Raw genomic sequence first — 17015 nt, 5'->3', positions numbered from 1 at the left:
CGCGGTCAGTTGAGCACCTGCGTCAGCCCCCCCTCATCGGCAACCGCGCCACGCAACGCAAGGCACATAGCGGTGCGTGGCGGAAACCAAATGAAGAAGTGTCACCACCAAGACCCCTCACACTGTCACCAGTGTCTTGATGCGGAAGTGACACCGATGTCCTGCGAGATGACAAGTCGAACCCGCAACCCTTCGTCGCGTCCGGTCGGTACGTTGGTGGGGTAGGGACCGCAACGAGAGGAGTGTTCATGACACGCGTCGCGATCATCGGGGGTCACGGCAAGATCGCTCTGCGCTTGGCGAAGATCCTGTCCGACCGGGGCGATGAAGTGACCTCGCTGATCCGCAACCCGGCCCATCGCGACGATGTGGAGGCCGCCGGTGCCACGCCGGTCGTTGCCGATGTGGAGAATCTCGATGTCGCCGGGATCGCTTCGGTACTCACCGACCAGGACGCGGTGGTCTTCTCCGCCGGCGCGGGCGGTGGCGACCCGAACCGGACCTACGCCGTCGACCGCGATGCCGCGATCCGCTCGATGGACGCCGCTGCCACCGCGGGCGCGAACCGCTATGTAATGGTGTCCTATTTCGGAGCCGGGCCCGACCATGGTGTGCCGGAGGACAATTCGTTCTATCCCTACGCGGAGGCGAAAGCTGCCGCCGACGAACATCTGACGGCATCCGATCTGCAGTGGACCGTTCTCGGACCCAGCCGGCTCACCGACCAACCCGGCACCGGCCGGATCACGGTCGGCGGGGACCGGGTGGCCGGCGACGAGGTGAGCCGTGACAACGTCGCGCAGGTCGCCGCGGCCGTACTCGCCGTCCCCGCGACGGTGGGTAAGCGCATCGAGTTCAACGACGGCGACACCCCCATCGCAGACGCGGTGTCGTGAGATCTCACCGGTCATCGCCGACAATCGGACCATGACCGATACACACGCCACGTCGTTCCTGTCCGATGTCGTGGCGATCGTCGGGGACGCGCATGTGTTGACCGACACCGATGCGATGGCCGGCCATCTGACCGATTGGACCGGCCGTTGGACCGGGACGGCGGACGCGGTGATCCGCCCGCGTACCACCGATGAGGTGGCTGCGGTGGTCTCTGCGTGTGCCGCCCACGGCGTGGCCATCTGCGTGCAGGGTGGCAACACCGGGCTGGTCGGCGGGTCGGTGCCGCCTACCGAGCCCGCGTCCCGGGGCCTGCTGGTGGTGATGAGCACTGCCCGTATGACCGACATCGATGAGGTCGACACCCGCGGTCGCTGCGTCGGTGTCCAGGCGGGTGCGACGATCGATCAGATCGACTCCCGCGCCGCAGAGCACGGCCTACGCTTCCCGGTGGATCTGGCGTCGCGAGAGTCGGCCACCGCGGGTGGGGTGGTCGGGACCAACGCCGGCGGGGTGCGGATGATCCGGCACGGCAACACCCGTCGCCAGGTACTCGGCATCGAGGCCGTACGCGCCGACGGTCAGGTGTTGCGCAGGTGGACATCGCTCGTCAAGGACAACGTCGGCTACGACATCCCCGGATTGCTCGCCGGGAGCGAGGGCACCCTCGCCATCGTGACCCGGGTCCTTTTCCGGCTGGTGGCCCCGCCTGCCTCGACGATCGTGACGGTGGCCGCGGTGCGCCACGTAGAGGATTCGTTCGCCCTCATCGACACCATGACCGAGCGAGGGCTGACCGTCGAGGCGGCCGAGATCATGACCGATGCGGGAATCGAACTGGTGCATGAGCACGGCGTGCGCCGGCCGGTGGCCGCGCACGCGCCTTTCTACACCCTGGTGGAAGTGTCGGGCACCGGTGATGTGGAGGCCGCGGTGATCGACGTCCTCGACGACGCTGACGTCGTCGACGCCGTGCTCGAACCCGGCCCGGCCCGCGATCTCTGGGCGGCGCGTGAGCGGCACACCGAGACGATCTCGCGGTCGTCCACCACGCCGGTGGTGAAACTCGATGTGTCCGTGCCGATTCGGGCGCTGCCGGAGGCGCTTGCCGAACTGGCCGCCGTGGCCGACCTCGTCGAGCACCCGTGCCGGTCGATCCTGTTCGGGCATGTCGGGGACGGCAACATCCACGTCAACCTGCTCGATGTGCCCGAAGGCAACGCCGAGGAACTGACGGGGCGAGTCTTCGGGATCGTCGCCGCCAACGGCGGCAGCATCAGCGCCGAGCACGGTATCGGCCGGGCAAAGGTGGCGTGGACGCACTTGGGGCGTAGTGACGTCGATCTCGCCACGATGCGTGCGATCAAGGGTGCCTGGGACCCCGACGGCCGGTTGAACCCGGGCGTGCTGTTCGGCTGACGCGCGCGAACGACCGAATCCTGAGACCATTCATCTCGTGACGACCGACGATGGGGCGCGCGAGGACCTGGTGGAGCTGGCCCGACGCTGTGGCGTCGCCGATCGGTATGTGGGCTGGGATCAACTCGACCATCACGTGAGTTCGGAGACGATCGTGGCGGTGCTCGCCTCGCTGGGCGTGGCCGCCGATGGCTCCGAGGAGATCGCCGCGGCCCACGCGCACCTCGACGATGCGCCGTGGCGGGAGATGTTGCCGCCGGTGACGGTGGCCGTCGAAGGCGCCCGGACCCGGTTCATCGCCCATGTGCCGCACTGGGATCCGCTTCATGTCTGGATCGTCACCGAGGACGGACGCACCGAGCAGCCCGCACAGGTCGACGAGCGGGTCGAACCACGCGAGGTCGACGGGGTACTCATCGGTCGGGCGACCTTCGAGGTCCCCGCGAATATCGAACCGGGCTATCACCGGGTGCATGCCCTCGATCCGGCCACCGAACAAACCATGGATCGGCCGCTGATCGTGACGCCTCGGCGGCTGTCGACCGCTGATGGCCTGCTAGACGGTCGGCGTTGGGGCGTGGCCGTCCAGCTGTATTCGGTCCGCTCGTCGAGGTCGTGGGGAGTCGGCGATTTCGCCGACCTCGCGGGCATCTGCGAGGCCGCGGCCAGTAGTCATGGGGCAGATTTCGTCCAGGTCAACCCGCTGCACGCGGCGCAACCGACCGCACCCATCGAACAGTCCCCGTACCTGCCGGTGACCCGGCGGTTCGTCAATCCCCTCTACATCCGGGTCGGCGACATCCCCGAGGTCGCGAGACTGGACAAACGGGCACGTAAACACCTCAAGACGCTGGAGCGAGCCTTTTTCGACGAGAACCTCGCCACCGACAAGATCAAGCGCAACAAATCGTTCCGGGCCAAGATGAGCGCGTTGGAGATGATCCACGACCAGCCGCGATCAGACGAGCGGGACTTTGCCTACCGATCGTTTCGGCGGCGTGAGGGCAAGGGGCTGCGCCGCTTCGCCACCTGGTGTGCGCTGGCCGAGCATTTCGGCTCCGACAGCCCCAAGTGGACGACGCGCTTGCGGGACAAGGACTTCGTCAAGCGTAAGCGTCGAGAGCTGGCCGACCGCGTCGACTTCTACATGTGGCTGCAATGGATCTGCGATCAGCAACTCGCCGATGCACAGCATGCCGCTCTGTCGGCGGGCATGCGGATCGGGATCATCGCCGACCTCGCGGTCGGGGTGGCTCGGCACAGTGCCGATGTGTGGATGCTCGGCGATGTGCTCGCCCGTGGCGCGACTGTCGGGGCGCCGCCCGACGGTTTCAATCAGCAGGGACAGAACTGGGACCAGCCTCCGTGGGACCCGCGCCGCCTGGCCGAGGCCGGATACGAGCCGTATCGCGACATGCTGCGTACGGTCCTGCGGCATGCGGGCGGTCTGCGGGTCGACCACATCCTGGGGTTGTTCCGGCTCTGGTGGATTCCCGACGGCAAGAGCCCGGCAGCGGGCACCTATGTCCATTACGACCACGACGCGCTGATCGGCATACTGGCGTTGGAGGCCGAACGGGCCGGTGCCGTGGTGATCGGTGAAGACCTCGGAGTCTTCGAACCGTATGTGCAGCAGGCGCTCACCGAGCGCGGAATACTGGGTACCTCGATCTTATGGTTCGAACACGGTGCCGATGCGCCGGTGCCGCCGGAGGAGTACCGGCAATTGTGCCTGACGTCGGTGACGACTCACGACCTGCCACCCACGGTGGGCTACCTCGCCGGTGACCACATCGAATTGCGTTCTCGGTTGGGGTTGCTGGAGACCGGTGAGGCGGCCGAACGCGCACGTGACGAACGTGACCGCGACGCCGTACTGAATCTGGCCCGATCCCGTGGACTGCTACCGCCCGACGCCGCACCGACCGGGCAGGAGACGGTTGAAGCGCTGTACCGACTCATCGCGCAGACGCCGTCTGTGCTGTTGAGTGTGGCGCTGGTCGATGCGGTGGGGGAGCGTCGGATTCAGAACCAGCCCGGCACCGATTCGTCGCAGTACCCGAACTGGTGCATCCCGCTCGCCGACGAGAACGGCCAGGTGGTTCTCGTCGAGGATCTGGCCAGCAATGCGCGCTTCGCGAGTCTGGTCGACGCACTGACGGAGCAGGGCGTCGGGTCACATTGAGTGGTAACCCCGGGAGGCGGTGTGCCGCGGCCCGGGGCCGTGATCGGAGCGCACCGCCACCAGGGTCAATACCAGAGCGATGAGGGCGAGAACACCAACCGCGATGTTGAATGCGATCCCGGAGGTGCGCAGCCCCCAGTGGGCCGCGGCGAAACCCTCACCGACGATCGGGATCGAGATCGCCACATAGGCGACCACGAAATAGGTCGAGGTGACTTCGGCGCGCCGGTCGGATGGGCTGGCCGCGACGACCGCGGCCAACCCCTTGCTGAAGGAGAGTCCCTGACCGATTCCGCTGATGATCGCGCCGAGGAACAGGATGGCCAACGATGGGACCAGCAGCCCGCTCACCAGCACGGCCATTCCGACGACCAGGACTGCGCATCCGACGATCAGGGACCGCTCCGTGGGCTGTGAACGCCCGACGATCTGGGTCAACGCCGAGGTCAAGAACAGCACCGCCACCAGGATGCCGGCGATCGCGTGCGAGTCGATGCCGAGTATCTGCGACACGAACGACGGGGTCACACCCGTAAAGGTGCCCATCACCGCGAACCCGGCAAAGGCCGCGATGGCCGCACGCACGAAGACGCCTCGGACCTCGGCGGGAACCGACAGCCGCTGCAAACCCAGGCGCGTCCCGGCGCGGACATCAACCGATTCCGTCAGGAACCAGATCCCGACGAGGACCGGTGCCAGCAGCACCAGATCGAGCGCAAATGGCAGGCGGAGCGGGGCGGGTGCGAATTGAGCGAGGAGTCCGGCGATCAGCGGCCCCAACCCCAGACCCCCGATGTTGGCGGCGGTGGCGATGGCGGGTGCCCGGCCTTGCCAGCGCCGGGGTGCCAGTTCGATGATGGCCGCGGTTGCGGCGCCGGCGTAGATTCCCGCCGACAAACCGGACAGCACCCTGCCGATCATCAACTGCCACACGGGTCCTGCGGTGAGGAACACCACGGCGCTGGCTGCCGAGAGCAGTGCGCCGGCGAGTAGCAGTGGCCGTCGTCCCACCGCATCGGACCAGCGACCGAACACGATCAGTGCGGCGATCACGCCGGCGGCGTAGATCGCGAAGATCACCGTGGTGGTGACCACGCCGAAGCCGAGTTCGGCCGCGTAGATGGCATAGAGCGGGGTGGGCAGGGTGGTGCCGAGCATGACGACGGCGAAGGCGAGTGCGGCCGCGGCGAACGAACGCCCACGTGACCGTTCTCGTCGTTGCGCTGGGGCCGTCTGTGTGTGGCTGCTCCCGGTCTGCGGCATGACTGTGCCAGCGTCGGATGTCGCGGCCGTATTCCCGCGCAGCTCCGGTGTCCACTTCGATGTCGGTGTCGGCCGCGGCGATCGTCAGGCTGCGCCCGACGCGTCGGCCTCGTCGGGGTATGCCGCGACCATCAGCGACGCCACTGCCGACAGCACCTCCGACCACGCCGCGGTCATCTCCGCGGTCCAATGCGGGGCGCCGACTTCGGACATGGTGGCGATCATGCACTCGGCGACCGCGCCGTACATCGGTTCGGTCACCCCCAACTCGGCGTGATGGCGGCCCAGCGTGCCCAGTGTCGACGATAGCCACGCGGAATCCTCGAGATGATCGACCACCGCGATGATGGCCGTGCGCAACATCGCGGCTTGCGGACGCACGCCCCGACTGAACATGGGTTGTACCTCGGGATATCGCTCGAAGAGCACCTCATAGAACCGGACGGTGAGGCCGTCGTCGGGTAGGTCCACCAGCGCCAGACTGCGCTGGAGAAGTATTTTGTCCATGCGACGATCGTGGTGAACCGCTGTTACCTGGCAATTACCGCGACGGCACAACGGGTCGCCGCACCGGTAACACCAACCTCACAGCCGCTCGGATAACCGACGTCGCCGACGGGTCTGGTCACGTCGCGTCTCGTCGATTAGTGTTTCGGGGAGTAACACTCACATCGGTCAGCACGATCGACGATTCGGCCCGGGGGTGGAAGCGATGACGGAGACGGCACGACCCGACCACGATGTGGTGATCGTCGGGGCGGGCTTCGGCGGGTTGGGTGCCGCAATCGAGTTCAAGAGCCTGGGTTTCGAGAACATCGCCATCCTCGAGCGCGAGCAGGATCTCGGTGGCACCTGGCACGTCAACCACTATCCCGGCCTGGCCGTCGACATCGCCTCGGTCACCTACTCGTACTCGTTCGAACCGAACCCGTATTGGTCGCGGCTGTTCGCGCCGGGAGTCGAACTCAAGCGTTACGCCCATCACGTCGCCGACAGCTACGACCTGAAGCGACACATGCAGTTCGACACCACGGTGACGCGGGCGGAATGGGATGAGCGCGAACGACTCTGGCGGGTCGCCACGGCCGACGGTGCGACGCGAACGTGCCGCTATCTGGTCACTGCCACGGGGTTTCTCTCCCAACCGCACACGCCTGACTTTCCGGGTCTCGACACGTTCGGCAGAACGATCATCCACACCACTGCCTGGGAGGATGGCCACGACTTCACCGGTGAGCGGGCGGCGATCGTGGGCACCGGCGCCACCGCGGTCCAGCTGATACCCGAGATCGCCCGCCAGGCAGAAACTCTCACCGTGTTCCAGCGGACGCCGATCTGGGTGGTGCCGAAAGTCGATTTCGGAATCCCGGCGCCTGTCCAGAAGATCTTCGCCCGCGTGCCGATTACTCAGCGCCTGGCCCGGATGGTGAACACCGCCGCACTCGAGGCCCTGATGGTGTTCGGGGTCCTGCACTTCAAGCAGGTCAGAATCGGCAACCGGGGAGCAGAGCTGTTGGCGCGTGCGCACCTGCGCGCCCAGGTGCGCGACCGGAGTACCCGAGCAGCACTGACTCCGACGTACGACTTCGGCTGCAAACGGCCGACGTTCTCCAACAGCTACCTGCGCGCCTTCAACGATCCGCATGTCTCTCTGCAGACGAGCTCCATCGACCGGGTGGAACCGGGAGCGATCATCACCACCGATGGCGACCGCACCGAGATCGACGTTCTGGTCCTGGCCACCGGTTTCGATCTCTGGGGAACCAACTTTCCGGCGTTCGACATCGTCGGGCGGGATGGACGCGATCTCGGCACCTGGTGGCGAGAGAACCGGTTTCAGGCGTACGAGGGTATCGCCATGCCGAGTTTCCCCAACCTGCTCTCGCTGAACAGTCCGTACTCCTACAGCGGGTTGTCGTACTTCACGACGATCGAAGGGCAGATGACCCACATCCGTCGGCTGTTCGGTGAGTTGCGGCAGCGGCAGGACACGACCTTCGAAGTGACCGAGGAGGCCAACGCGGAATTCCTGGCCCGGGTCACCGAGAAGTTGCAGTCCTCGGTGTTCTACAACGGCGACTGTTCGTCGGCCCGAAGCTATTACTTCAACCAGCACGGTGAGGCGGCGTTGTTGCGGCCGAGTTCCACTCTGTCCACGCGGCGCGAGATGGACGGGTTCCCGCTCGACGACTATCGGTACCGCTGACCCACCGTCAGCGGGCTGGGTCGGGGACATGCTGCCGACGCCCCCATCGCCGCAGCAATGCCGCCATATGCTGGAATCATGCGTGCCTGGGAAGTGAGCGCTCCGGCGCCGATCGAGCACCACCCGCTGCGGTTGGTGCGCAAAGATGTGCCGGTGGTGGGTGACGACGAACTGCTCGTTCGTGTCCTCGCATGCGGCGTGTGCCGCACCGATCTGCATGTGGCCGAAGGGGATCTCCCACTCCATCGAGATCGGGTGACCCCTGGGCACGAGGTAGTGGGGGAGGTGGCAGCGCTGGGTGCGCGGGTCACCGAGTTCGCCGTCGGTGACCGCGTCGGGGTGGCGTGGCTGCACCGAACCGATGGCACCTGCGACTACTGTCGGCGTGGCGACGAGAATCTCTGTCCGGCATCGTCCTACACCGGGTGGGACCATGATGGCGGCTATGCCGACTTCACCACCGTGCCTGCGCCGTTCGCGTATCGCCTGCCCGCCGACCTGGACACCGTCGCCGCGGCCCCGCTGCTCTGCGCCGGCATCATCGGCTATCGTGCGCTCAAGCGGGCGAGCCGGCCCGACCTGGGTGCCGAGCTCGGCTTCGAGATCCCGCACCGACTGGGCCTTTACGGCTTCGGTGGCAGTGCACACCTCTGTGCGCAGGTCGCGATCGCCCTGGGCGCCAGGGTGCATGTGATGACCCGCGGCGAACAGTCACGCGAGCTGGCGCGACGCCTGGGGGCGACGTCGGTGGGCGCCGCCGACGCTGCCCCGCCGGAGCCACTGGACGCCGCCATCACATTCGCTCCGGTGGGTGAGCTGGTGCCGGTGGCGATGCGCGCCCTCGATCGCGGTGGCGTCCTGGCCATTGCGGGCATTCACCTGAGTGATGTTCCGCCGCTGAACTATCAGCGAGAGCTCTTCTACGAAAGAGAGGTCCGCTCGGTCACCGCGAACACCAGGGCCGACGGCGAGGAGTTCCTGACACTTGCCGCACGCCATGGCGTGCACGCGACCACCCACCCCTATCCGCTGTCGGGGGCTGATGAGGCGCTCGCCGACCTGAAAGCGGGCCGCTTCGACGGTGCCGCGGTCCTCGTGCCCGACTGACCGCGGGCCGCTCAGACCGGTTCCAACAGTTCCGGCCCGTTGTTGGCAACCCGGTTCACCAGCGGGGCCACCTCGCGGACGTCGATCGCGTCGGCGATCGCCTCGCTCGGCGGTGCGAACAGTTCGGCGGGGGCGGTGTGGTCCGGGTCGAGCCACGGATCCCAGTTCTCGAAGGGCATGATCAGCGGCATGCGGTCGTGAATATCGCGCAGGTGTCCGACGGCGTCGGTCGTGAGGATGGAACAACTCAGTAACGGTGGTGTGTCCCGTGCGGCGTCCTTCGGGCGCCACACCGACCACAGACCGGCCATGAATAGTCGGGTCCCATCGTGGGGGGACATGAAGAACGGCACCTTGGTGGGTTTGCCCTTCGCATCGGCGGGGCCCTTCTTCCACTCATACCAACCGTCCATCGGGACCAGACACCGCTTGGACTTCACCGAGGAGCGGAACGAACTCTTCTCCGCCGCGCTCTCCGCGCGAGCGTTGAACAGCAGCGGGCCTTTGCCGACCTCCCTGGCCCATGGCGGCACCAGGCCCCAGCGCATCGCGCGGATGCGCAGCGCCGGGTCGTCGTCGGCATCGTCGGGTGCGTGACGCCGCACCACGGTCATCACCGTGGTGGTGGGTGCGACGTTGTAGTTCGGGCCGGGGGACCGTCCGGACGTGCCTCGTTCGGCCGACACTGGCTCATTGTTCGCGGACCCGTCCTTCGCCGATTTGTCATCAGCCGATTCGTCGCCCGCCGGGTCGAGGGGAACGGGCACCTCGTTGATCGCATCGATCTCCGCGGCGAGCTTCGCCGGGTCGGTGGTCACCGCATATCGTCCGCACATGGTCTCCATGCTGGCACGAACCCCCGACACGGACCCATGACACGATTCCACTGACACTCACACCGCGACCCCTCACACGGCGATCACTCACACCGCGATGTCGGCGGTCACGGCATTCGTCGCCGCGACGAGGTCGCCGGGAGCGAGTCCGATCTCCATACCCCGCCGACCGGCACTGCAGTACACCGTCGACCAGTCGAGCGCGGATCTGTCCACGACCGTGGGCAGCGCCGTGCGCTGGCCGAGCGGTGACACCCCGCCGAAGACGTAGCCGGTCGAGCGGGTGACCGCCTTCTCGGCGGCCATCGCCGCCTTGGATGTGCCCTTGGTGACATCGGCCAACGCCGCGGCGGCTGCTTTCAGCGACAGTCGGCGCGGTACCGGCACCACTGCGACCGCCAGGTGACCGCCGAGATCGATCACCAAGGTCTTGAAGACCTGATCCGGACTTATCCCGAGGGCATCGGCGAGCGCAGCGACCGCCTCGGCGCCGTACGCGTCGCTGTTCTTGTCGTGGGTGTAGCGGTGCACGCTGTAGGCGATACCTGCGCGTTCGAGTGCCGTCACCGCCGGTGTTGCGGCCATCATCTCGCTCCGTTCTGCTGGCTGTGCTGCCGATCCGTACATCGCATGGAACATTTGCCGTGCACACACTGTTGACGCATGTGTCGACGACGCGGGCAACCGGCGGTGGCCGCTCGTCAACCGAACATTCCCGACTCACACGGAAGGTCGAACAGCCATATGAGTAGCACTGGTCTGGTCGAACCCACCAGCGCGGTTCACGAGTCAGCATCCCAGGTGGGCGTCGCGCCCGGCGCGGCATCGGTAAGCTGGTCCGACAGTGGGATCTCCAACGGGATCGTGGCCCCGGACACCCGATGGGTGCTGCGGGCACCGACCTCGATCCCAGCGAACGCCGTCACCGAAGGGATCGTAGTGACCGAACCCGAGTCGCAGGACCAGGCGCCCGCCGATGCGGCCGATGCGGACTCGAAGCGCACATCCGGAGTCGGGTCGCAGGCGCCGCGCCGAGCCGATCCGGGCGAGTCGCCCGAGGCGTTGACGGAGCGTTTCGAGCGTGACGCGTTGCCGTTGCTCGACCAGATGTACGGCGCAGCACTGCGGATGACCCGTAATCCGGCCGATGCCGAAGACCTGGTTCAGGAGACCTACGTCAAGGCCTTCTCGGCCTTCTCGTCCTTCCGGGAGGGCACCAACCTCAAGGCGTGGCTTTATCGGATCCTGACCAACACCTACATCAACGGATATCGCAAGAAGCAGCGTCAACCGGCGCAGTATCCCACTGACGAGATCACCGATTGGCAGTTGGCGGCGACGGCCGAACACTCGTCGACCGGACTTCGCTCAGCGGAGATCGAGGCGCTCGAAGCCCTACCCGACGACGACATCAAGGCCGCGCTGCAGGAACTCCCGGAGGACTTCCGGATGGCGGTGTACTACGCCGACGTGGAAGGTCTGCCTTACAAGGAGATCGCGGAGATCATGGACACGCCGATCGGAACCGTCATGTCCCGGCTGCATCGTGGCCGGCGCCAGTTGCGCGATCTACTCGCCGACGTCGCCCGTGAGCGCGGCTTCAACCGCGCCGCACGCAACTCCGAGAGCGGGGTGAAGAGATGAGCGGCACACAGCGAAGTGATGATCAGGGTGGCGACATGGATCCTGAGTTCGTCGAACTCGACTGCTCCGCGGTGATCGCGGATGTCTGGTTGCTCCTCGACGACGAGTGCGATGCCGATGCACGGTCACGTCTGCAGGAGCATCTCGACACCTGCCCATCGTGTTTTGCCCATTACGGCATCGAGCAGCAGATGAAGACTCTGATCAACCGGAAGTGCGGCGGCGATCACGCACCCGAAGGGCTGCGTGAGCGGTTGCGTGTCGAGATCCGTCGGACCGTGATCGTGCGGGAGTCGGGCCCGGAGTAGCGACCCCGCGAGATCCACGCCGTCACCTGCCCCGCGGCGGTCGACAGAACCCGGAAAAACGCCGAGAGCATCCACCCTTGTGCAGAGAGGCGACTCTCTGTTCCAACAGTGGATGCTCTCGGCGTTTTTCCGGGTTCTGTCGACGCGGACCGTCGAACCGAACCCATCCAATAAGCTCGCTACCCGAGTCGAAACTCAGGAGTTGGGACGCTTGCCGTGGTTGGCAGCGTTCTTCTTACGAGCGCGCTTCTTGCGTCCGCGCTTGCCCATGACGGACCTCCTTCGTACTGTGTGCGGGTCTGATTGTCCCACGTGTGGCATGCGTGATCACAATCGCCTGTCGTCGCGCCGCCGTGTGCGTCGGCTAGGTTATGACCATGGCTGAAGACGTCGTGGCGGAGATCGTCGCCAGCGTGCTGGAAGTACGGGCGAGCGCCGGGCAGCAGGTCGAGGTGGGCGACACCCTGGTGCTCCTCGAATCGATGAAGATGGAGATCCCGGTCCTGGCGGAGGAACCGGGCACCTTGGCCGATGTCAAGGTCGTGGTCGGCGATGTGATCCAGGCCGGCGACATCATCGCCGTCTACGAATGAACGGTGCGGGCAGGCGATTGCGTTCGCCGGACCGCTCGGCTGAGTAGCCCCAGCTATGTCGACGCTGGCAGATCTTCTGGCAGAACACACGCAGCTGTCCGACGCCGCGGCAGCCCACCTGCAGCGTCTGGTCGCGGAATGGCAGTTACTGGCCGATCTGTCGTTCGCGGACCTGCTGATGTCGGTGCGGACCGAGAACGGCGACATGGTGACGGTGGCACAATGTCGCCCGAACACCGCGTCGACCGTCTTTCCGAGCGATGAGGTCGGTTCGGTGGCCGACCGCGCGATGAATTCGCAACTGGACCGGGCATTCTTCGCCGACCGGGTGTTGCGTGACGAGGACCCGGAGTGGTTCGGTTCGGTGGCGATTCGTCGCGAAGCGGTTCCGGTGGGGTTTCCCGGCGCCGACGGAGCGATCGCGGTTCTCACGCGCGCGGTGGATCTGACCCATCCACGGTTGCCGTCACCTCTCGAGCTGGCCTATCAGGACTCGGCGAACGATCTGTGTCAGATGGTCGCCGATGGGACCTTTCCGCATCAAGAGGGCAATCCGCGCGGTCTGTCCACACCCCGCGCGGGTGACGGATTCGTCCGGGTCGACGAGCACGGGATGGTCGTCTATGCCAGCCCCAATGCGTTGTCTGCGTTCCACCGGATGGGGTGGAGTGCGGAACTGACGCACACCCGGCTGTCGGAGGTGACGTCGGCGTTGTTGACCGATCGGTTCGAATCCGAGGACGTGGCCACCATGATCGATGCGGCAGCGGGGGTCACCGCGCCGCCGGTGACGCCGTACCGCGACGTCGGGATGCGGATGGAGGCCGATGCCAGTCGGGCGACCGTGCTCATCCGTGCGGTACCGCTGCATCCGCGGGCCGTCGATACCGGTGCGGTGGTGTTGATCCGCGACGTCACCGAGGTCAAACGACGTGACCTCGCGTTGATCAGCAAGGATGCGACGATCCGCGAGATCCACCATCGGGTCAAGAACAATTTGCAATCGGTGTCGGCGCTGTTGCGTCTGCAGGCACGGCGCACCTCCAACCCGGAGGCGCGCGGCGCGCTGACCGAGGCGGTACGCAGGGTGGCGTCTATCGCCCTCGTGCACGAATTGCTCTCCGGCAGTGTCGACGAGGAGGTTGATCTCGACGAGGTCGTCGATCGGTTGGTGCCGATCCTGGTCGACGTCGCCTCCAGGGATGCCAGAGTGCAAGTGCGGCATCGTGATCGACTCGGTGTGCTCTCGGCGGAGCTCGCGATGCCGCTGGTGATGGTGCTCACAGAACTGATCCAGAACGCGATCGAGCACGGCTTCGATGATGGCGCCGCCGACAGCGAGATCGAGATCGTGGCCCACCGGGATGTCCGAACACTCCGTATCGCCATACGTGACAATGGTTTCGGGCTACCCGCTCATTTCGACATGAGCACCTCGGATCGACTCGGCCTGCAGATCGTGCAGACCATGGTGTCGATCGAACTCGGTGGCACCCTGGCCATGGGAGCGAATCCCGCGGGCCGGGGCGCCGAGGTGAGTGTGACGATCCCGTTGCGCTGAAAGCGAACCTGCTGATGGCCGAGATCGTATGTCCCACAGACGAAGAGACCCGGCCGGGGCCGGGTCTCTTCGATGTCGCCGTGGCGACTGGAGGCTGTGGCCCCTGTCAGACGCTGCTCCGCGTCCGCGTCCGCGCGGTGCGCCGTTTGAGCGCGCGCCGCTCGTCCTCGCTCATTCCTCCCCAGACGCCTGCGTCCTGCCCGGACTCCAGGGCCCACGAGAGGCATTCGGCCGTGACGGGGCACCGGGCGCAGACGAGCTTCGCATCAGCGATCTGTGCGATGGCCGGTCCGCTGGTCCCCACCGGGAAGAACAGCTCCGGATCTTCGTCGCGACAGATTGCTTTGTGACGCCAGTCCATTCCTTCTCCTTCAGGTGCTTGACGCACCACTCGACAACTACCAATGTCTGGTTTGTTGTGGCTGTAACCGCTAGTTCACGCGGACCCACCAAATGTTTCCGCACTGTTGCTTGTGAATACTTTCACGAATCCAGGCGAAGTCAATGGTGTTCCGTTAACACGTGTGCAATATCACTGTTCGGTGACCCTCCCCGAGGGGGGTGGCTGCACTTGGTTGCGCACCGATGTACTACTCTACTCGGGTTTGTGGCTGCTTTGGTGTGATTTTCGCTGGTCGCCGAAAGAAATCCCTGGTGGTCTTCGAGTCATAGTCGGTAGTCTGTGAGGCATGCCACGACGACGACGTTGATCCTCATCACACCGACCGCGCTCCCGGCGACGGGCTGAGGGCGCCGACCGGCTGAGCGTGGCCGCCTCGGTCGCGGCACTGGCCGAGGACGCGATCCCGCTCTACCCACTGTATGCGGTCATGTTCGCCGACCCCGACGTCGTCGGGGCCGGACTCTCACCCGCGTCGATCTCCGTGCTGTTCATCATCTGGTCGGCGTGCTCCTTTCTCTTCGAGATCCCGACCGGGCTCCTTGCCGACCGTGTCTCGCGTCGCCCCCTGCTCGTCGTGGGTCCGCTGGTGACCGGGGCAGGCTTTGCGCTGTGGACCTGGTGGCCGTCGTTCGGGGCGTTCGCTGCGGGCTTCGTGTTGTGGTCGGCGGGCTCGGCGCTGCGCTCCGGCACGACGCAAGCGCTGCTCTACGACACCCTGGCCGCCCGAGGGCACGCCGTGCGCTATTCGGCGCTGGCCGGCCGACTGCGCGCATTCGGTGCCTGCGGTGTGCTCGTGGGCACGGTCTCGGCGGTGCCGTTGGCGGCGTGGGGCGGATATCAGGCGGCCGGCGCGGGGAGCGTCGCGGCGTGCGTGGTCTGCGCGGTCGCGTCGTGGGCACTGCCCGAAGAGCGGGCACCCGTCGGTGACGTCCACGATCTCGCGCGAGGCAACGGCGACGGAGCCGACCGGGAAACGGATGCCGAACACGGCGTTGCGTGGACCGTCTCGGTGACGGCCATCCGCATGCTGTGCACCGACCGGGCGTTGGGCGGGCTGTTTCTGCTGGTGATCGCGCTCACCTGGGTATCGGCACTCGACGAGTATCTGCCGCTGCTCGCCGACGAGATGTGGCATGGGGGCCGGTGGGGGTGGCCCCCTTCCATCGGGGTCCCCGTTGCGATGATCGTGGTTGCCGTCGGGGACATCGTCGGTGGCTGGGCGGCACACCGGACCCGAGTCGAGCGGCTCACCGCGCGGGGCACGGCGCCGTGGCTGCTCTTGGGCGCAGCGGCACTGGCAGTCGGCTCGTGGTGGGCCCATCCGGCCGGAATCGTGGTGGTTGCGGGTGCCTTCGCGATCTTCGGCTGGGCGTTCGTGATGGCCGAGGCGATGATGCAACGGCGGGTTCGGTCCGAAGTAAGGGCCACCACCTCGTCGGTGGTCGGCGTGGGGGAGGAGGTGATCGCTGTGGTGGCGTTCGGTGCCTGGGCGCTGGGATCGGGCTGGTGGCCCCCATCGGTGTTGTTCGCCGTCGCGGCGGTGCCCTATGCCGTGCTGGGTGTGCTGCTCGGCGTCGGGGTGGGGGCCACCACGGCGAGAGCGTCGGCGCGATACCCGAAATCGACCGCATGATGGGCGCCGATGTAGTCGCCGTCCATCTGGACGTCGATGGGTTCCTCGGCGCGGAACCGCACCCAGGCGACGTCGTCGTTGCGATGCAGATGGCGCGCTTTCGGCGTGCGATGGCTGAGCAGCCGGGCGGCCAGCGGGATATTGCGGGCGACGCCTGTCGACGTGGCCGCGAACACCCCGAGTCGCGTGTCGAAGCCGGTCGTCGGATTGGTGCGGATCTCGAAGTCGCCCAGGTAGGTCCACGGACTCGTGTTCGACACGAACGCAAACCGGACGCCGTCGATCGGGTCGAGGCCGGGCAATTCGACGGTGAACGACGAACGGTCCATCGCATTGCGCAGGAAGGACGCGACAGTCGTCCACAGGTAGCGCATCGGCGTGGCCGCCTTGCCGGCATGCCGCTTGTCCTCCATCGCATGCACGACGACGGCATCCATTCCCATACCGGTGTTGAACAGGAACCACCGATCGCGGGTGTGTCCCAGGCCGATGCGCCGGCACCCGCCGCCCTCTAGCAGTCCACTGAGCTGAGCGGTCGCCGCGAGTGGATCGGGTTCGATACCCAGGGTGCGCGCGAAGACGTTGGCACTGCCGCCCGGGATGACGCCGAGCGCCGGCAGCCGGCGGTCGGGATCTGGCATGGTGCTCGGCGGCCCCAGGATGCCGTTGACCGCTTCGTTGACCGAGCCATCGCCACCGTGGACGAGCACCACGTCGAATCCTTCGTCGACCGCACGGGCGGCCAGCTCGTGGGCGTGACCACGATGGGTGGTGTGCTCGACGTCGAGGGCGAACCGTGAACTCAGCGTGTGCGCCAGAGCGTCGCGGCCGGCCGGGGTGGTCGCGGTGGCGAAGGGATTGACGATGAGCATCATGCGCACGAGATCCCACGATATGGGGTCCGGGCGTGTGACGTGCACCCGCCCATCTCCGTTGTCGCTCGCCACCCATAGTCTGGAGTGG

At 66.4% G+C, this 17015-nt stretch carries 18 protein-coding genes; 10 read left to right on the top strand and 8 right to left on the bottom strand.

What is annotated here, in order from left to right:
- Window positions 1-248 precede the first annotated feature (248 nt).
- From L1892_RS16125 to malQ, 3 genes are read left to right on the top strand one after another with little or no spacing between them, the layout of a single operon-like run.
- A complete protein-coding gene (locus L1892_RS16125) occupies window positions 249-896 on the top strand; it encodes an SDR family oxidoreductase (RefSeq protein ID WP_235724618.1) in 648 nt (215 codons plus the stop codon).
- Window positions 897-927: 31 nt separating this feature from the next.
- On the top strand, window positions 928-2313 hold the full coding sequence (locus L1892_RS16120) for an FAD-binding oxidoreductase (RefSeq protein WP_235724617.1): 1386 nt from the start codon (window positions 928-930) through the stop codon (window positions 2311-2313).
- 37 nt (window positions 2314-2350) lie between these two features.
- Window positions 2351-4498 (top strand): 4-alpha-glucanotransferase, encoded by a 2148-nt coding sequence (gene malQ / locus L1892_RS16115; protein ID WP_235724616.1) that lies wholly within the window; start codon window positions 2351-2353, stop codon window positions 4496-4498.
- On the opposite strand, the gene L1892_RS16110 is transcribed toward malQ, so the two are convergent.
- Both L1892_RS16110 and L1892_RS16105 read right to left on the bottom strand, forming a co-directional pair.
- Complete coding sequence (locus tag L1892_RS16110) at window positions 4490-5761, bottom strand: MFS transporter (RefSeq protein ID WP_235724615.1); 1272 nt, start codon at window positions 5759-5761, stop codon at window positions 4490-4492. The two genes, malQ and L1892_RS16110, sit on opposite strands and share 9 nt — an antisense overlap.
- An 84-nt stretch (window positions 5762-5845) precedes the next feature.
- On the bottom strand, window positions 5846-6268 hold the full coding sequence (locus L1892_RS16105; protein WP_235724614.1) for a globin domain-containing protein: 423 nt from the start codon (window positions 6266-6268) through the stop codon (window positions 5846-5848).
- A gap of 205 nt (window positions 6269-6473) precedes the next feature.
- Here L1892_RS16105 and L1892_RS16100 point away from each other — a divergent pair, with 205 nt between their 5' ends.
- Both L1892_RS16100 and L1892_RS16095 read left to right on the top strand, forming a co-directional pair.
- Window positions 6474-7967, top strand: coding sequence for a flavin-containing monooxygenase (locus L1892_RS16100; protein ID WP_235724613.1), 1494 nt, complete (start codon window positions 6474-6476; stop codon window positions 7965-7967).
- A gap of 78 nt (window positions 7968-8045) precedes the next feature.
- Window positions 8046-9074, top strand: a complete 1029-nt coding sequence (locus tag L1892_RS16095) for a zinc-binding alcohol dehydrogenase family protein (protein ID WP_235724612.1) — start codon at window positions 8046-8048, stop codon at window positions 9072-9074.
- Between the two features lie 11 nt (window positions 9075-9085).
- On the opposite strand, the gene L1892_RS16090 is transcribed toward L1892_RS16095, so the two are convergent.
- The 3 genes from L1892_RS16090 to L1892_RS16080 form a co-directional block, all read right to left on the bottom strand.
- Complete coding sequence (locus tag L1892_RS16090) at window positions 9086-9910, bottom strand: SOS response-associated peptidase (protein ID WP_235724630.1); 825 nt, start codon at window positions 9908-9910, stop codon at window positions 9086-9088.
- 87 nt (window positions 9911-9997) lie between these two features.
- Window positions 9998-10495 (bottom strand): aminoacyl-tRNA deacylase, encoded by a 498-nt coding sequence (locus L1892_RS16085; protein WP_235724611.1) that lies wholly within the window; start codon window positions 10493-10495, stop codon window positions 9998-10000.
- 197 nt (window positions 10496-10692) lie between these two features.
- Window positions 10693-10836: a hypothetical protein gene (locus L1892_RS16080; protein WP_235724610.1), complete on the bottom strand. Its 144-nt coding sequence runs from the start codon at window positions 10834-10836 to the stop codon at window positions 10693-10695.
- Between L1892_RS16080 and L1892_RS16075 the strand changes: the two genes are divergently transcribed.
- Both L1892_RS16075 and rsrA read left to right on the top strand, forming a co-directional pair.
- Window positions 10775-11554 (top strand): sigma-70 family RNA polymerase sigma factor, encoded by a 780-nt coding sequence (locus L1892_RS16075; protein ID WP_372475131.1) that lies wholly within the window; start codon window positions 10775-10777, stop codon window positions 11552-11554. The two genes, L1892_RS16080 and L1892_RS16075, sit on opposite strands and share 62 nt — an antisense overlap.
- Window positions 11551-11862 carry a mycothiol system anti-sigma-R factor gene (rsrA, locus tag L1892_RS16070; RefSeq protein WP_235724609.1) on the top strand — a complete coding sequence of 104 codons (312 nt, stop codon included), beginning with the start codon at window positions 11551-11553 and terminating at the stop codon, window positions 11860-11862. The genes L1892_RS16075 and rsrA overlap by 4 nt, the downstream gene beginning before the upstream one ends.
- A 195-nt stretch (window positions 11863-12057) precedes the next feature.
- On the opposite strand, the gene L1892_RS25040 is transcribed toward rsrA, so the two are convergent.
- Window positions 12058-12132, bottom strand: coding sequence for a 50S ribosomal protein bL37 (locus L1892_RS25040; RefSeq protein WP_370452957.1), 75 nt, complete (start codon window positions 12130-12132; stop codon window positions 12058-12060).
- A gap of 107 nt (window positions 12133-12239) precedes the next feature.
- On the opposite strand from L1892_RS25040, the gene L1892_RS16065 reads away from it, so the two are divergent.
- Together L1892_RS16065 and L1892_RS16060 are read left to right on the top strand one after the other, a co-directional pair.
- Window positions 12240-12455 carry a biotin/lipoyl-binding carrier protein gene (locus tag L1892_RS16065; protein WP_235724608.1) on the top strand — a complete coding sequence of 72 codons (216 nt, stop codon included), beginning with the start codon at window positions 12240-12242 and terminating at the stop codon, window positions 12453-12455.
- A 55-nt stretch (window positions 12456-12510) separates the two neighbouring features.
- On the top strand, window positions 12511-14016 hold the full coding sequence (locus L1892_RS16060) for a sensor histidine kinase (protein ID WP_235724607.1): 1506 nt from the start codon (window positions 12511-12513) through the stop codon (window positions 14014-14016).
- A 106-nt stretch (window positions 14017-14122) separates the two neighbouring features.
- Here the strand turns inward: L1892_RS16060 and L1892_RS16055 are convergent, their stop codons facing one another.
- On the bottom strand, window positions 14123-14377 hold the full coding sequence (locus L1892_RS16055) for a WhiB family transcriptional regulator (protein ID WP_005170735.1): 255 nt from the start codon (window positions 14375-14377) through the stop codon (window positions 14123-14125).
- Window positions 14378-14783: 406 nt separating this feature from the next.
- On the opposite strand from L1892_RS16055, the gene L1892_RS16050 reads away from it, so the two are divergent.
- Window positions 14784-16052: an MFS transporter gene (locus tag L1892_RS16050; RefSeq protein ID WP_235724606.1), complete on the top strand. Its 1269-nt coding sequence runs from the start codon at window positions 14784-14786 to the stop codon at window positions 16050-16052.
- Here L1892_RS16050 and L1892_RS16045 read toward each other — a convergent pair.
- Complete coding sequence (locus L1892_RS16045) at window positions 15965-16933, bottom strand: diacylglycerol/lipid kinase family protein (protein ID WP_235724605.1); 969 nt, start codon at window positions 16931-16933, stop codon at window positions 15965-15967. The genes L1892_RS16050 and L1892_RS16045 overlap by 88 nt on opposite strands.
- Window positions 16934-17015: the final 82 nt, after the last annotated feature.

This window comes from Gordonia tangerina (genome assembly GCF_021556435.1).
GTDB lineage: Bacteria > Actinomycetota > Actinomycetes > Mycobacteriales > Mycobacteriaceae > Gordonia > Gordonia tangerina.
The sequence above is the reverse complement of the archived record's forward strand: the minus strand, read 5'-3'. Positions and strand labels throughout refer to the sequence as shown.

Excerpts from the sequence above, each read along its gene's own strand:
- L1892_RS16105 (WP_235724614.1), bottom strand. The coding sequence starts at position 6,268 with ATGGACAAAATACTTCTCCAGCGCAGTCTGGCGCTGGTGGACCTACCC.
- L1892_RS16110 (WP_235724615.1), bottom strand. The coding sequence starts at position 5,761 with ATGCCGCAGACCGGGAGCAGCCACACACAGACGGCCCCAGCGCAACGA.
- L1892_RS16055 (WP_005170735.1), bottom strand. The coding sequence starts at position 14,377 with ATGGACTGGCGTCACAAAGCAATCTGTCGCGACGAAGATCCGGAGCTG.
- L1892_RS16090 (WP_235724630.1), bottom strand. The coding sequence starts at position 9,910 with ATGTGCGGACGATATGCGGTGACCACCGACCCGGCGAAGCTCGCCGCG.
- L1892_RS16065 (WP_235724608.1), top strand. The coding sequence starts at position 12,240 with ATGGCTGAAGACGTCGTGGCGGAGATCGTCGCCAGCGTGCTGGAAGTA.
- L1892_RS16060 (WP_235724607.1), top strand. The coding sequence starts at position 12,511 with ATGTCGACGCTGGCAGATCTTCTGGCAGAACACACGCAGCTGTCCGAC.
- L1892_RS16125 (WP_235724618.1), top strand. The coding sequence starts at position 249 with ATGACACGCGTCGCGATCATCGGGGGTCACGGCAAGATCGCTCTGCGC.
- L1892_RS16095 (WP_235724612.1), top strand. The coding sequence starts at position 8,046 with ATGCGTGCCTGGGAAGTGAGCGCTCCGGCGCCGATCGAGCACCACCCG.
- L1892_RS16100 (WP_235724613.1), top strand. The coding sequence starts at position 6,474 with ATGACGGAGACGGCACGACCCGACCACGATGTGGTGATCGTCGGGGCG.
- rsrA (WP_235724609.1), top strand. The coding sequence starts at position 11,551 with ATGAGCGGCACACAGCGAAGTGATGATCAGGGTGGCGACATGGATCCT.
- L1892_RS16120 (WP_235724617.1), top strand. The coding sequence starts at position 928 with ATGACCGATACACACGCCACGTCGTTCCTGTCCGATGTCGTGGCGATC.
- L1892_RS16085 (WP_235724611.1), bottom strand. The coding sequence starts at position 10,495 with ATGGCCGCAACACCGGCGGTGACGGCACTCGAACGCGCAGGTATCGCC.